General features: G+C 73.3%; 13 protein-coding genes. 7 read left to right on the top strand and 6 right to left on the bottom strand.

What is annotated here, in order from left to right:
* Nucleotides 1–150: 150 nt before the first annotated feature.
* A complete protein-coding gene (locus tag HHX31_RS29000) occupies nucleotides 151–324 on the bottom strand; it encodes a hypothetical protein (RefSeq protein ID WP_169952139.1) in 174 nt (57 codons plus the stop codon).
* Nucleotides 325–474: 150 nt separating this feature from the next.
* Between HHX31_RS29000 and HHX31_RS28995 the strand changes: the two genes are divergently transcribed.
* Complete coding sequence (locus HHX31_RS28995) at nucleotides 475–1,278, top strand: SURF1 family protein (RefSeq protein ID WP_169952137.1); 804 nt, start codon at nucleotides 475–477, stop codon at nucleotides 1,276–1,278.
* Nucleotides 1,279–1,346: 68 nt separating this feature from the next.
* The gene (locus HHX31_RS28990) at nucleotides 1,347–1,664 is read left to right on the top strand and encodes a DUF3817 domain-containing protein (protein ID WP_169952135.1); all 318 of its coding nucleotides are present in this window, start codon (nucleotides 1,347–1,349) and stop codon (nucleotides 1,662–1,664) included.
* Between the two features lie 176 nt (nucleotides 1,665–1,840).
* Here the strand turns inward: HHX31_RS28990 and HHX31_RS28985 are convergent, their stop codons facing one another.
* Together HHX31_RS28985 and HHX31_RS28980 are read right to left on the bottom strand one after the other, a co-directional pair.
* Nucleotides 1,841–2,035 carry a hypothetical protein gene (locus HHX31_RS28985; RefSeq protein ID WP_169952133.1) on the bottom strand — a complete coding sequence of 65 codons (195 nt, stop codon included), beginning with the start codon at nucleotides 2,033–2,035 and terminating at the stop codon, nucleotides 1,841–1,843.
* Nucleotides 2,036–2,148: 113 nt separating this feature from the next.
* The gene (locus tag HHX31_RS28980; RefSeq protein ID WP_249346919.1) at nucleotides 2,149–2,742 is read right to left on the bottom strand and encodes a hemerythrin domain-containing protein; all 594 of its coding nucleotides are present in this window, start codon (nucleotides 2,740–2,742) and stop codon (nucleotides 2,149–2,151) included.
* A gap of 233 nt (nucleotides 2,743–2,975) precedes the next feature.
* On the opposite strand from HHX31_RS28980, the gene HHX31_RS28975 reads away from it, so the two are divergent.
* The gene (locus HHX31_RS28975; RefSeq protein ID WP_169952131.1) at nucleotides 2,976–3,665 is read left to right on the top strand and encodes a response regulator transcription factor; all 690 of its coding nucleotides are present in this window, start codon (nucleotides 2,976–2,978) and stop codon (nucleotides 3,663–3,665) included.
* Nucleotides 3,666–3,693: 28 nt separating this feature from the next.
* Entirely contained in the window at nucleotides 3,694–7,398 is a 3,705-nt protein-coding gene (locus HHX31_RS28970; protein ID WP_169952129.1) for a DUF4153 domain-containing protein, read from the top strand.
* 198 nt (nucleotides 7,399–7,596) lie between these two features.
* On the opposite strand, the gene HHX31_RS28965 is transcribed toward HHX31_RS28970, so the two are convergent.
* The gene (locus HHX31_RS28965) at nucleotides 7,597–8,469 is read right to left on the bottom strand and encodes an alpha/beta fold hydrolase (RefSeq protein WP_169952127.1); all 873 of its coding nucleotides are present in this window, start codon (nucleotides 8,467–8,469) and stop codon (nucleotides 7,597–7,599) included.
* A 328-nt stretch (nucleotides 8,470–8,797) separates the two neighbouring features.
* Between HHX31_RS28965 and HHX31_RS28960 the strand changes: the two genes are divergently transcribed.
* Genes HHX31_RS28960 through HHX31_RS28950 form a run of 3 tightly spaced genes read left to right on the top strand, consistent with a single transcriptional unit; the run spans nucleotide 8,798 to nucleotide 11,463 of the window.
* Complete coding sequence (locus HHX31_RS28960; RefSeq protein WP_169952125.1) at nucleotides 8,798–10,090, top strand: alanine racemase; 1,293 nt, start codon at nucleotides 8,798–8,800, stop codon at nucleotides 10,088–10,090.
* 18 nt (nucleotides 10,091–10,108) lie between these two features.
* Complete coding sequence (locus HHX31_RS28955; RefSeq protein ID WP_169952123.1) at nucleotides 10,109–10,264, top strand: hypothetical protein; 156 nt, start codon at nucleotides 10,109–10,111, stop codon at nucleotides 10,262–10,264.
* A 2-nt stretch (nucleotides 10,265–10,266) separates the two neighbouring features.
* Nucleotides 10,267–11,463 carry a hypothetical protein gene (locus HHX31_RS28950; RefSeq protein ID WP_169952121.1) on the top strand — a complete coding sequence of 399 codons (1,197 nt, stop codon included), beginning with the start codon at nucleotides 10,267–10,269 and terminating at the stop codon, nucleotides 11,461–11,463.
* Between the two features lie 105 nt (nucleotides 11,464–11,568).
* Here HHX31_RS28950 and HHX31_RS28945 read toward each other — a convergent pair whose 3' ends face one another.
* Together HHX31_RS28945 and HHX31_RS28940 are read right to left on the bottom strand one after the other, a co-directional pair.
* Entirely contained in the window at nucleotides 11,569–12,564 is a 996-nt protein-coding gene (locus HHX31_RS28945) for a LacI family DNA-binding transcriptional regulator (RefSeq protein ID WP_169952119.1), read from the bottom strand.
* Between the two features lie 23 nt (nucleotides 12,565–12,587).
* Nucleotides 12,588–13,973: a GH1 family beta-glucosidase gene (locus tag HHX31_RS28940; RefSeq protein ID WP_169952117.1), complete on the bottom strand. Its 1,386-nt coding sequence runs from the start codon at nucleotides 13,971–13,973 to the stop codon at nucleotides 12,588–12,590.
* Between the last annotated feature and the right edge of the window lie 26 nt (nucleotides 13,974–13,999).

The raw sequence follows: 13,999 nt of genomic DNA, 5'->3' as shown, positions 1-13,999 counted from the left end.
CTCCCGTCCTATTGGAGTCGAGTCCAACGTATTCGCGCGTCCCAGCCGGGTCCAGGAGCCGAAGTCCGGTCATCCGGAGCCCGCCCGGACGGGCCGCGGGCATGACAAAGCCGCCGACGGGCGCGGTCGTCGGCGGCTGGCACGGGTATGTCAGCGAACCAGGAGGTACGCCACCACAGCGAGGACCACGACGACCGCCGCGCCGACGGCGATCCAAATCGGCAGGCGGGACGGCTGCTCGTTGGAAGCCGTGGCGTCCTGCTGCTGGGCGAAGGCACGGAAAGCCTGAGTGTTTCCGGCCGGGTCGATCTGAGGGTCGGACATGGCACGACTCTAGCGACCCGGGCTGTGCCCCGGCTGCGATTTGTCGGATTTTACCCTCCGGCGGCGCTGACGTGAGGGCTCCTCCTCGCCGCCGCCCGCGACCCGGGCGCGAGTACCGGACCGGCGTGGCCTGCGGATAGCGTTGTGTCCATGCTCCGCACCCTCCTGGCTCCCCGGCTGGTGGTCCTGCACCTGCTGGTCATCGGGGTGCTCGTGTCCTTCACCTTCCTCGGCCGCTGGCAGCTCGGCGTCTTCGAGGCGTCGGGCGCCCCACGACGGGCCCCCGACCCCGCGCCCGTCTCCGTCACCGAGCTGGCCCAGGTGGGCCGCCACCTCACCGGCGCCGCGATCAGCCGCCAAGTGACGGCCACGGGGACCTACGACGCCGCGAACCAGTTGCTGGTGGCCGACCGCGTCGCGGACGTCGCCGCCCCCGGCGGCAGGGCGGCCAAGGGGAGCGGCTTCTGGCTGCTCACCCCGCTGCGGCTCGCGGACGGCACGACCATCCCCGTCGTACGCGGCTGGGTCGCGACAGCGGCCGACGCCGCCGCGGCCGTGCCGGAGGGCTCCGTCACCGTGACCGGGCGGCTCCGGCCCGCCGAGCAGACCGACGACGTGATGCGCAACGGCAACCTGCCGCGCGGGCAGGTGGCGACCGTGTCGACGGCGGAGCTGATCAACACGTGGCCGGACGCGCGGCTGCGGGACGGGTTCGTCGTCATGAGCGCGCAGGAGCCGCCGTCTCGCGTCACGCCGGTGGCCGCGCCCCCGCCGACCATAGGCAGCGGATTCAACTGGAAGAACCTGGCCTACGCACTCCAGTGGTGGATCTTCGCGCTGTTCGCCGTGTACATGTGGTTCCACTTCGTCCGCGACGACCTGCGCAGGCGGCGCAAGGGAGAGGAGCGGCCGGATTCCGAGCCGGCCGAGCCCGCCGCGCGCGCGGAGGTCTGACGGGCCCTGCGGCCCGGACCACCTCCTCACGCGGATATGGTGTGGTGACCGTTTCCCCAGCAGAGGTAATGATCGCCGTGGAATCCGCGCTCAACTACTACCGCGTCGTGGCCTACATCGTGGGCGTGATGCTGCTCTTGCTGTGTGCCGGCATGATCGTCAAGTATGGCTTCGACAACAGCACCATGGTCGCGATCGTCGGGCCGATCCACGGCTTCCTGTACATGGTCTATCTGGTGACCGCGATCAACCTGGGCCTGCTCAAGTCCCGCTGGCCGATCGGCTACCTGCTGCTCGTGCTCATCGCGGGCACGATTCCGTTCCTGTCGTTCGTCCTGGAGCGGAACGTCACCGAGCGGGTCCGCAGGAGGCTCGCCGCCGCCTAGTGAGGCGCCGCTCCGCTCGTGAGGCGCCGCTCCGCTCGTGAGGCGCCGCTCCGCTCGTGAGGGCCGCCCGGTGAGCGCCGTCACGTGAACGCACTCCGGCCGGGCGCCATGACGGCGCCCGGCCGGAGTGCGTTATGGGCGAGCTGTGGACAGGCCGCGCGGCCGGTGAGGCCGGCTCAGCCGCCGATCTGGCGCCGGCGGATGCGCCGCAGCCGCGCGCGCTGCGACTCGTCGAGCATGAAATAGGCGACGACCGGCGCTCCCAGCGCGCCGATCGTGATTAGCCAGGCCAGGAGCGTCGGCACCGGAAGGATGAAGACCAGCACGGCCACCACCGCCGCGCCAACGTAATACTTGCCCAGTGGCGACATCGTCAGGCCTTTCGTGTCGGGTCCCGCGCGGAACGTCGTCGCGCGTCGCTGGGAGAACGTCCGAAGTCCCGGCCGAGTTCCGCCGCGCCCCCAGCGGCGGAAACGCGGGAGACTCAGCCCTCGCCGGACTCCTGCTTGCCCATCGCCTTGCGGATCACGTCGCGGGCCCTGTCCATGATCGCGATCGGCGGGCCCATCAGGATGTTCCCGGTCGCCGACTCGATCCCGGGGTGCGGATGCGTGGGCGCGATCGCCTCCGCGGCCTTGACGCCCACGGCCATGGCCTTGCGTTCCGCGTCGGACGTGCACGCCTTGAGCTCGGAGAACTCGTAGCGCTCCTCGGCGGCGGCGTGGGCGAACACGGCGGCCCGCAGCCTGTCGAGCTCATGGGAGAACTCCGGAGTCGTCACGTCCATGTCGTCGAGACGGCTGAGCAGTTCCTTCGCCTCTTCCTCCTCCTGCAGACGGTTGTCCACGATCGCGTCGCCGCCGACCAGCTTGCGCCGCGCGTAGGGGTGGACGATCTCCTCCTCCGCCGTCTCGTGGACGGCTAGCAGGCGGACGAGGCGGCTGAACGCCTCCTTGCGTTCCTCCCCCTGGCATCGGTCGACCTCGTCGAACAACTCACGGATGTGGGCGTGCTGGTGCGTCAGGAGATCGATCACGTCGTTCTCCCGCATGGTCTCCGGCCTTGAGTGGCGGTCCATCAGAGCCTCCTTCGTGGTCATATCGTGGCTACCCGCAACCGGGGGGCGAAACCCCCTGACCAGCGGATTCGGCGCCCGGTGCGCTTCCCGCCCGGCGCGCTTCCCGGGCGATGCGCGGACGCCGTGGCGGCCCGGGTGGCGCGCGGCCCGCGGGCCGCGGGATTCTCCCGGTGCACGGGATCTGCACATTCCGGGACGACAGCTCTGCACAGCGGGGATTTACGCTTCCGTGCATGGCAACTCCGCAGCAACGTCGTGTCCTCGTGGTGGAGGACGACGCCACCATCGCCAACGCCGTACGGCTCCGGCTCGTGGCGGAGGGCTTCGACGTCCGTGTCGCCGTCGACGGTGAGGGGGCGCTCGCGGCGTACGCCAAGGCGGAGCCCGACATCGTCGTCCTCGACCGGCTGCTGCCCGGCCTGGACGGGCTCGAGGTGTGCCGCAGGATGCAGGCGGCCCGGCCGGTGCCGGTGCTCATGCTCACCGCGCTCGGCGAGGAGACCGACGTGCTGGTCGGCCTGGCCGTGGGGGCCGACGACTACCTCACCAAGCCGTTCAGCATGAGAGAACTCGTCGCGAGGATCCACGCGCTGCTGCGGCGGGTGGATCGGGCCAACCTGCTGGCCCACGACGACAGGGTGATCAGGATCGGCGACGTCGAGATCAACACGGCCGAGCGCCGCGTGTTCGTCCAGGGGACCGAGGCCCAGCTCACCCGGACCGAGTTCGACCTGCTGCGGCGTCTCGCCGAGCGGCCAGGCCACGTCTTCGAGCGGGAACGGCTGCTGTCGGACATCTGGGGCTTCTCCGAGGCCGCCGCGACCCGGACCGTGGACAGCCACGTCCGCGCGCTGCGCCGCAAGCTCGGCCCGGACGTCGTCCGCACAGTCCACGGCGTGGGATACGCGCTCGTCCGTCCGTGACGCGCACCGCAACGGAGAAAGCCAGACGATGAGGCCGCTCGACTTCCTCGGCCGGATCAAGGTCAAGCTCGGCATCGTGATCGTCCTCGCCGTGGTGGTGGCGTTCGTCGTCAACGAGGTCGGCATCAACGCGAGCCTGTCCCGGGATCTCAGGATCGCGATCGCCGTCGTGCTCGCGCTGATCATGGTGCAGCTCCTCGCCCGCGGCATGACCCGGCCGCTGCGCGAGATGGCCGCCGCCGCGCAGACGATCGCCAAGGGCCGGTACGGCCTGCGCGTGACCGCCACGTCCCGCGACGAGGTGGGGGAGCTGGCGCGGGCGTTCAACGCCATGGCGGCCGACCTCGCAGAGGTCGACCGGCAACGGCGCGAGCTCGTCGCCAACGTCAGCCACGAACTGCGCACGCCCATCACCGGCCTGCAGGCCGTGCTGGAGAACGTCGTGGACGGCGTCACACCGCCCGACCTCGACACCCTGGGCACGGCGCTCGCCCAGACGCAGCGGCTCGGCCGCCTGGTGGCCCAGCTCCTCGACCTGTCGCGGCTTGACTCGGGGGCGCGGCTGATCGAGCCGGAGGAGCTTGACCTGGCGTCGCTGTGCCGCCAGGCCGTCTCGGAGGCGGCTATCGCGCGCGACGACGTGACGGTGGTGAACGCCGTCACGCCGGGGACGGCGCTGCCCGCGGACGGAGCCCTCCTCGCCCAGGTGCTGGCCAACCTGCTCGACAACGCCGTACGGCACAGCCCGCCCGGCGGCATGGTCCGGGTGGAGGCGCGGAGCGCCGGTCCCAACCTGGAGATATCCGTCACCGATCAGGGGCCGGGCATCCCGCAGGCGGAGCGGGCCCGGGTCTTCGAGCGCTTCTCGCGGCTCGACGCCGGGCGCGCCGCCGACGCGGGCGGGGCCGGGCTCGGCCTCGCCATCGCCAAGGAGATCGTCGAGTTGCACGGCGGGTCGATCTCGGTGGCGGACCCGCTCCCGGCCGTGGGACGGCCTTCGGAGCGAGACCGGGGGACGGCCCCGGGATGCCGGATGGTCGTCGCGCTGCCGCGGCACAGGGAGCAGACGGCGGAGGAGAGCGTGGAGGGCCCCGTCCGCGCCGGCGAGCGAAGGCATGAGCTGGAAATCCGGCGGGCGGGCGCGGGCCGGCTCATTGGCAGCCCCGGCGGGGAGGGCTCACCCGGGGACGGCGGCGATCCGGCGGTGAGCGGCGCCAGGGCGGCCGACGGGCCGGAGAACGCCGGTGACACGGCCGCTTCGCACTCCACCGCCGCAGACGTCACCGGGTCGGGTTCTGCCGCGCCGGGTTCCGCCACCGGGCAGGTGGCCGCGTCCCGTTCCGCCGCAGCACACGCTGCCGCGCCGGGTTCCGCCGCCGCGCAGGCCATTGTGCAGGTCAGCGCGCGGATCACCGCTGCGCAGGTCGCGGCTTCGCCGCCCGTGCTCGCCGCGCCGGGTTCCGGCGCGGAACGGCCCGCTCCCGGCGCGCGGGGCGAGGACGCGTGGCCGCCCGCGCCCCTGCCCTCCGGTGGTGGCGATCGACCAGGGGACCGTCAGACGGAGAGCCCGGGGTCCTCCCACGAGTCCCCGGCTCCGCCTCGCGGGGCCGCGGAGCCCGCGCACGCCGGGAGCGTGAACCCGGGCGTCCTCCCGGACGGCGGCGAGGGCGGCGACGACCACCGGGAGGGCTCCGGGCGGCCGGGCCTCGTCCACTCCGGGGCGGGCCGGCCGGATCAGGCGGCGGGCGGCGCCGGCCAGGTAGCGGCCGGTCAGATGGCGCCCGGTCAGGTGGCAGCCGGACAGAGGTTCGCGTCACAGCCCGGCGCGGCCGACGACTCCGCCCGGCACCTGGCGCGGGCGGCCCTCGGGGCGGGCGTCGGCATGTTCGCCGGATTCACCGCCGGGCTGATCGCGCCGATCTTCCTCGGCGTGCGGAGTATGGGCATCCTGCCCCTGGTGCTGTTCACCGCCGTCGGCGCCGTCGCGGGGGCGACCCGTGGCTCCTCGACGGTCCGGCGGTCCGCGAGCGCGTCCTCGCCACCGTCGAGCGCAGCTACGCCCACGCCAGGCCCGCCGGGCACGCGATCCCCGGACACGCGAGTCCTCGACGCCCAGCGCACACCGGACGCGCGAGCCCTGGACGCGCGAGCACTGGACACCCGAGCACTGGACATTCAGCGCACGCGGGCCGCGCAGCACGGCTCCACCGACCAATCGGCCACTCCGCCGCCCGCCTATGTGCCGCCGCCGCTGTTCCCGCAGCCTGACCTGCCCGAGCCGCCCCGCCGGCTGCTGCCCGCCGCCGCCGCGGCAGGGCTGGTCGCCGCCCTCACCCTGCCGTACGCGTCGGCGGGGCTGGGCCTCGTGCTGACGGCGGTGGCGATGGGCGCGGTGGTGTTCCCCTCGGTGCTGCCGCTCCGGCGCGGCCGGGTCAACCCGTGGACGCTGGCCTTCGGCGTCCTTGGGTACGCCCTGGTCTCCGTGGCGATCTTCCGTGACGCCGAATGGCTGGTGGTGCCGGTGCTGCTGGCCGCGTTCGGCATGGGGTCTCTGGCGTTGTCGGGCGGCGGCAGGGGCTGGCTCGCCATGATCAGGGGAGCGGTCTCGGTCGCGTTCGCGGTGCTGCCGACGCCGTGGTTCCTCGCCGGGCCGCTGCGCGCCCTGGTGCGGCGACGGCGGCGGATGCTGCCCACGCTGGTCGGCGCCGCCGTGACCGTCGTGCTGCTGGCCGTCTTCGGCCTGCTGTTCTCCTCCGCCGACGCCGTCTTCTCGGCCTTCCTCAGCGACCTGCTGGAGACGCCGGAATGGGCGCGGAGCCTGCCGTACCGGGCCTTCGTGTTCTGCGTGTTCGCGGTGCTGGCGGCGGCGGCGGTGCTGGTGGGCATGCGCCCGGCGCCCGCGCCCGCCACACCCGACCTGCGGATGCCCCTCGGCCGCCAGGTGTGGGTGATCCCGCTGGCCGGGCTGAACCTGCTGTTCGCGGCGTTCGTGACCGTCCAGGTCTCGGTGCTGTCCGGCGGAAGCCGCAGGGTGCTGTCGACGGCGAGGCTCACCTATGCGGAGTACGCGCGGTCGGGGTTCTTCGAACTCGTCACGGTCAGCGTCTTCGTGCTCGCCATCGTGGCCGCCGCCGTCGCCCTGGTGCGCCCGCGCGGCCGGGCCGACCGCTGGCTGCTCGCCGTCCTGCTCGGCCTGCTGTGCGCGTTCACGCTGGTCGTCCTCGCCTCGGCGCTGCACCGGCTCGGCCTCTACACCGACGCGTACGGCCTGTCGCGGCTGCGGGCGTCGGTGGAGGCGACGATCTGGTGGCTCGGCGCGGTGTTCGTGCTGGTCCTGGTGGCGGGAGCGATGCGGCTGTTCGGCGGCGTCACGGCCTGGTTCTCCCGGGGGATCGTGCTGCTCACGGGCGTCTCGCTGCTGGTGTTCGCGGTGTGGGACCCCGACGCGCGGGTCGCGGAGACCCAGCTCACGGTGCGGGGCGTGGAACGGCTCGACCACGGCTACCTCAGCGAACTGGGGGCGGAGGCCGTGCCGATCCTGGACCGCCTGCCGGAGCCGGACCGCAGTTGCGTGCTGCGCGAGGTGGTCGCGGTCAACGGCCTCTACGAGCCGGACCCCTGGAACGGCTGGAACCTCGCCCGCGCCCGCGCCCGCGAACTGCTGGAGCGCAAACCCCTCCTGCGGCCGGTCGACTGCGCCGGCTCGTCGCGCGTGCCGGGACCGTCCGACTGATCCGATCGCGACCTTGTCGCCGCGCTGACCGGCGGCGGCCTGCTCGTGGACGAACCCCGCGTCCCGCGCCCGTCTGGGCGAGCGCGGGCCGGGGCGGCCTGCCGTAAGTGACCCGCATCCGCGCCTACCGGGCGCCGGTGGGGTTGGTGGAGGTCGCCCGGTTTGCCCGCGTCCGCTCCGCGAGGACCCGCCGCGCGGTTATGCCTGCTCGGCGAGGACCTTGCGCAGGGCGACGGCGAAGCCGTCCGGGTCCCCCGGCATGCCGTAGGTGTCGTCGAGGAAACCGCCGTGGTTGCTGGGGAAGACGACGGGCTCGCCGCCGAGCCGCTCGGCGATCGCCGTGCCCGCGCGGCAGGCCAGCTGGCCCTCCGACTCGACGCCGACGGCGAGGACGACGCGGGTCGGGGCCGCGCGCAGCGCCTCGAAGTCGGGCCGGTAACCCGTGCAGGTGACCAGGTTCTGCGCGAACAGCACGTCGTCCCGCGAACCGTCGTCCTCCGCGGGCAGCCCGAAGTCGGCCGGGCTCGGCAGCGGCTGGTCGGCGAAGTCAGCCGGGATCTCGCCCTGGTGGCTCACGATCGCGGAGAACTTCACCATCGCGGGGCCGAAACCCTCCCGGTCGTAGGTGCTCCGGATGTCGGCCACGGCGGCCAGCGCCCGCTCCCGGTCGGGCAGCACCTCGACGGCCGGGGGCTCGTGCGCCACGAGCGTGCGCACGTCCTCCGGATGCGCGGCGACCAGGGCGAGCGCGTTGACCGCGCCTCCGCTGCTGGCGAAGATGTCCACCGGCCCGCCTCCGATCGCGCCGATCAGCCGGTGCAGGTCGTCGGCGTGCAGTTCGGGCGTCGACTCCACCGAGCCGTCGGTCCGCCTGCTGCGCCCGCTCCCGCGCGGGTCGTAGGTGACGACCGTACGGTCGGGGAAGTGCCGTGCGAGGGCGCCGAATCCGGCCGCGTCCATCGGCGATCCGATCAGCAGCAGAACCGGTTCCGTGGTGTCCTCTGCCTCGCGCACGTCGTAGTGCAGAACGCAGCCCGGCACATCGAGGGTGAGGGTCTTCGGTTCGGTCATGGGTGGCTCCTGTTCGATACGCGTGGTCTGCCCACGCACACGTGAACCCGCTGGCGCGGGGACGGGCTCCCTGCGAGGATCACCACACCCTATATCGAACATGTGATCGAACGGAGACCGCCTCGCGGGGCTCTGTCGCTCGTACCGGTCCCATCGGGTGATCGTCGCGGAACTCGTGCCCACTGCTGACGCACTGTAGCGAGCCCCTACGACGATTTCCCGCGTTCCGCTCGCGCGCCGCCGGTCACGAAGGCGCGGAGTCCGCCACCGCAGGCGCGGTCCAGTACGATCCACGAGGTGGTCTGAACCGGGACAGCGAGGGGGCGGCGTGAGTTTCGCGGACGGCCCCCAGGACCAGACCTGGCACCAGAGTTCGGGCCAGACCCAGGACCGGGCCCCGGCGCGCGAAACGGGCCGGACCGGGGAACTCCCCGAGATCGTCGTCGACGCGCGTACGCGCGGTTTCCTGTGGCAGGGCGAGCCGGTCGGCGGGCGGGAGTTCGCCGCGGCCCGGCACTCCCTGTTCGACGGCATGTTCACCTGGCCGGTCATGACGGCGAGGCGTTCGGCTATCGACCACAACATCGCGACGCTCGCGGCGTTCGCCGACCGGCACGGGCTCGCCTTGGCGCCGCACGCCAAGACCACGATGTCGCCCCAGCTCGTCCAGGCGCAGCTCGACGCCGGGGCGTGGGGGGTCACCGCCGCCACGGCGGGCCAGGTGCTCGTGCACCGCTCCTTCGGCGTGCCCCGGGTGCTGCTGGCCAACGAGATCCTCGACCGGGGCGCGCTGCGCCGGCTGGCCGCCGAGATCGGCCACTTCGACTTCCTCTGCTACGCCGACTCGGCCGAGGGCGTGCGCGCGCTCGACGAGACGGCCGGCGAGACGCCGTTCCGGGTGCTGGTCGAGCTCGGCCACCCGGGCGGCAGGACCGGCTGCCGGAATCAGGACGAGCTGCTTGAGGTCGCCAGGGCGCTGCGCGATGCTCCGGGGACCGAGCCGGCCGGGGTCGCCGGCTACGAGGGCACCCTTGGGACGGCCGAAGAGGTCCGGGCGTACCTGCGCGACCTGGCGCGCGCGGCGCGGGCGGTGGCGCCGTGGGTGACGGGTCCCCTGGTGGTCTCCGCCGGGGGAAGCTCGTGGTTCGACCTGGTGGCGGAGGAGCTCGCGCCGCTGACCGAGGAGCTCGGCGCGACCGTGGTGCTGCGCAGCGGCGCCTACATCGCCCACGACGACGGCTTCTACCGCGAGACCACGCCGTACAACCGGCTGGCGGGCGAGCTGCGGCCGGCGCTGGAGGTCTGGGCCCAGGTCCTGTCCGTGCCGGAGCCCGGCATCGTGCTGGTGGGGATGGGCAAGCGCGACGTGCCGTACGACCTGCACCTGCCGTCCCCGAAGGCCGTGCGGCGTGGCGGCGAGCCGGCCGAGCCGCTGACCGGGGTGACGGTCGTCAAGCTGTGGGACCAGCACGCCTATCTCAGCGGCGACGCAGGGCTGCGCCCGGGAGACCTGGTGTCGTTCGGGCTCTCCCATCCGTGCACGGCTTTCGACAAGTGGCGCGTCATCCCCGTGGTGGACGACGACGACGTCGTGATTGATTTGATCAATACGTATTTCTGATCTTCCGGAGCGGTGACGATGGCTGGCAAGCAGGAGACCCGTACGGCCGAGGACGCCCCGCCGATCGGGCCCCACTCGCGGGCCGTGGTGGCCGGCGGCGTCCCGCGCACCTCGGGGCCGGGCGCGCCCGGCCCCCGGGCCGGCGAGCTCTTCGCGGCGTACGCGGGCCGCTGACGATGGACAGCGCCCTGTACGTCTACGTCGAGGACCTGCGCGCGGAGGGTGTGCGGGGGCTGCTCGACCGGGCCTCGGCGTACGGCGTGCGAGGCCTGGCCGTGGCCGCGGCCTTCCACCAGGGCAGGGACGTGACCCCGCACGGCGCGTCGCGGCTGACGCTGCGCCGCGACGGCGTCCACTTCCTCCCGCCTGACGACCTGTTCGGGGGGCTGCGCCTGACCCCGCCGGTGCAGCCGGGGGCGGAGGACGGGCCCCTCGACGAGCTGCGCCTGGCCTGCGCCGACCGGGGGATGCGGCTGCACGGCTGGACGGTGTTCCTGCGCAACGCCACGATCGGCCTGGCCTGCCCTGACGTGACCGTGGAGAACTGCTTCGGCGACCGCGGATCCCCGGCCGACCTGTGCCCCTCGCACCCCGACGTGCGGGCGTACGCGGTGGCGCTGGCGAGGGCAGTGGCGCGGCAGGGGGTGGACACGGTCGTGGCGGAGTCGCTGCACTTCGGGCCCTTCGCGTACGACCGGTGCCTGGTGGCGCTCGGCCCGATGGACGCCTTCCTGTTCGGCCTGTGCTTCTGCGCCCACTGCATGGACACGGCGGCGGACCTCGGGGTGAACGCCGAGGTGGCCAGGCAGGAGTGCGCCAGGATCGTCGGAGGCGTGCTGGACGGCGATCCCCCCGCGGAGGGCGAGGTCACCCGGGCGGCGCTGACGGCGTACGCGGGCCCGGAGGCGGTGGCGTACGCGCGGGCCCGCTCGGAGAGCGTCACGACGCTGGTCGGCGAGGTCGCGGCGGCCGTGGGCGCCGAGGGCGCGCGGCTGACGTTCGCGGACGCGACGGGCGCGGTCAAGGGCCAGGCACACGGGCTGCCCCCGGCCGGTCTGGCCGCGCACGACTCCTGGCAGCTCGGGATCGACCTGCTGGCGCTCGGCGACCTGGTCCCGTCGTTCGCCGTGCTCGGGTACGCCAGGGACCCCGCCAGGGTGGCCGACGACGTCGCGGCCTACCGCAGGTCGGTGGGCAAGAACCCCGAGCTGAGGGTCGTGCTGCGCCCCGGCGCGCCGGACACCGACTCCGCGGACCGGCTGGCCGCCAAGGTCCGGGCCGCCCGTACGGCGGGGGCGGGGGCAGTCGACTTCTCCGCGTACGGCCTGGCGCCCTTCGACGCGCTGGCCCGCATCACCGAGGCGCTCGCCTGAACGGTCCGGGCGCCGCCCGCGGTCATGCGAGCGGCCGCCGGAATGCCACGTTCCCCCGGCGTCTCGCGGGCTCAGGCGTCTCGCGGGCTCAGGCGTCTCGCGGGCTCAGGCGGAGTCGCGGACGACGAGCTCGGTGGGGAGGACCACGGGCACGGCGGGGCCGCCCCTGAGCAGGCCGAGCAGCAACTGGACCATCGCGGCGGCCTGCTCGCTGACCGGGTGCCTGATCGTGGTGAGCGGCGGCTCGGTGAAGCGGGCCGCCTCGATGTCGTCGAAGCCGACGACGGCCACGTCGTCGGGCACCCGGCGGCCCGCCTGGCGCAGGGCCTGCAGCGCCCCGATCGCCATGAGGTCGTTGGCCACGAACACGGCGTCCAGTTGCGGGTCGTCCTGGAGCAGGTGGCGCATGGCGGCGGCGCCGGACTGCCGGGTGAAGTCGCCGACCGCGACGATCGAGCGGCGGTCGGAGTCGCGCAGCGCGTCGCGGTAGCCCGCGAGCCGGTCCTGGCCGCCGATCATGTCCTGCGGCCCGGCGATCGTGGCGATGCGCCGCCTGCCGCGGTCGAGCAGGTGGCGCACCGCCTTCACCGCGCCGCCCACGTTGTCGTTGTCCACGTACGGCAGGGGTACGGGGACGGCGGGCCTGCCGTACGAGACGGCGGGGACGCCCATCCGCGCGACGGCGGCGGGCAGCGGGTCGGCGCCGTGCATCGAGATCAGCATGACCCCGTCGACGTGGCCGCCCGCGACGTAGCGCTCGATCCTCGCGTGGCTCTTCTGGGAGCCGGCGAGCATCAGCACGACCTGTTTGTCGGCGGCCTCCAGCTCCAGGCTGGCCGAGCGGATGACCGTGGAGAACATCGGGTCCTCGGAGAAGACCCTGGTCGGGGGCTCCGACACGACCAGCGCGACCGAGTCCGTCCGCTGGGTGACGAGGCTGCGCGCCGCCGAGTTGGGGACGTATCCCAGCTCGTCGACGGCGCGCATGACGGCATCCCTGATCTGCGGGGTCACCGTCAGCTGCCCGTTGACGACCCGGGAGACGGTCGCGCGGGACACTCCCGCCCGCGCCGCGACCGCCTCCAGCGTGGGTCGTTTCATGCGTTCCCCTGTTTCATGCGTCCCTACAGACCGTTGCGCCTGACGACTTCGCGATACCACAGCGCGCTGTCCTTGGGAACGCGCCGCTGGGTCTCGAAGTCGATGTACACGATGCCGAACCTCTTGTGGTAGCCGAAGGCCCACTCGAAATTGTCCAGCAGCGACCATACGAGATAACCCCTGAGGTCCGCTCCCGCGGCGATCGCGGCGTGCGCCGCCCGCAGGTGGCCGTCGAGGAAGGCGACGCGGTCGTCGTCGCGCACCCGGTCGCCGTCTGGCCGGTCGTCGAACGCCGCGCCGTTCTCCGTGACGAGCAGCCCGACCTCGGGATAGTCGCGCGACAGCCGTACGAGCAGGGACTCCAGGCCGGACGGGTCGATGGGCCAGCCCATCGCGGTCGTCGGTCCTGCCGGGGGGTCGAACCGGATGTCCTCGGTGCCGGGGAAGGGCGGGGCCGCGGGCTGCCCGGGCGCCGCCGACACGTGGGTCGGGTTGTAGTAGTTGATGCCGAGCAGGTCGAGCGGCTGGTGGATGACGTCCAGGTCGCCGTCCTTGATGTGGCCGAGGCCGCCGTGGCGGGCGACGATCTCCAGCAGGTCCTCCGGGTAGCGCCCCCGCAGGGCCGGGTCGAGGAACTGCCGGTTCAGCAGCCCGTCCACGAGCCTCGCCGCGTCCTCGCCGCCGTCCGTCTGGACCACGGGCGAGAGGTTGAGGGTGAGCGCGACCTCCGCGGCGCCGGCCGCGCGCAGCGACTGGGCCGCGAGCCCGTGGCCGAGCAGCAGGTGGTGGGCGGCGCGGAACGCGGCGGCCGGGTCGCGCCTGCCCGGCGCGTGCTCGCCCGAGCAGTAGCCGAGGAAGGCCGCGACCCACGGCTCGTTCAGCGTCGTCCAGGTGCGGACGCGGTCGCCGAGCCGTTCGTGCACGACGGCGGCGTAGTCGGCGAAGTGCCGGGCGGTGTCCCGCGCGGCCCAGCCGCCGGCGTCCTCCAGCGGCTGCGGCAGGTCCCAGTGATACAGCGTCACGTACGGCGTGACGCCGTGGGCGAGCAACTCGTCGACCAGGCGGTCGTAGAAGTCCAGCCCTGCGGCGTTGACCGCGCCCGTCCCGCCGGGCACGACCCGCGGCCAGGCCACGGAGAAGCGGTAGGCCGCGAGGCCCAGGTCCGCCATCAGCCGGACGTCGTCGGCGTAGCGGTGATAGTGGTCGCAGGCGACGTCGCCGGTGTGTCCGTCGGCGACCTTGCCCGGCGTCTTCGAGAACGTGTCCCAGATCGAGGGACCCCTGCCGTCCTCTGTGGCGGCGCCCTCGATCTGGTAGGAGGCGGTGGCGGCTCCCCAGACGAAGCCGTCGGGGAAGACCGCCCGCGGCGCAGCGGCCTCCCCTGTGGTGGTGATGGTCTGCTCGGTCAACCCTTCACGGCTCCCTGCACGATGTC

The organism is Microbispora sp. H11081 (assembly GCF_012999535.1).
Lineage (GTDB): Bacteria > Actinomycetota > Actinomycetes > Streptosporangiales > Streptosporangiaceae > Microbispora.
This window is presented reverse-complemented; position numbering and strand designations above follow the sequence as displayed.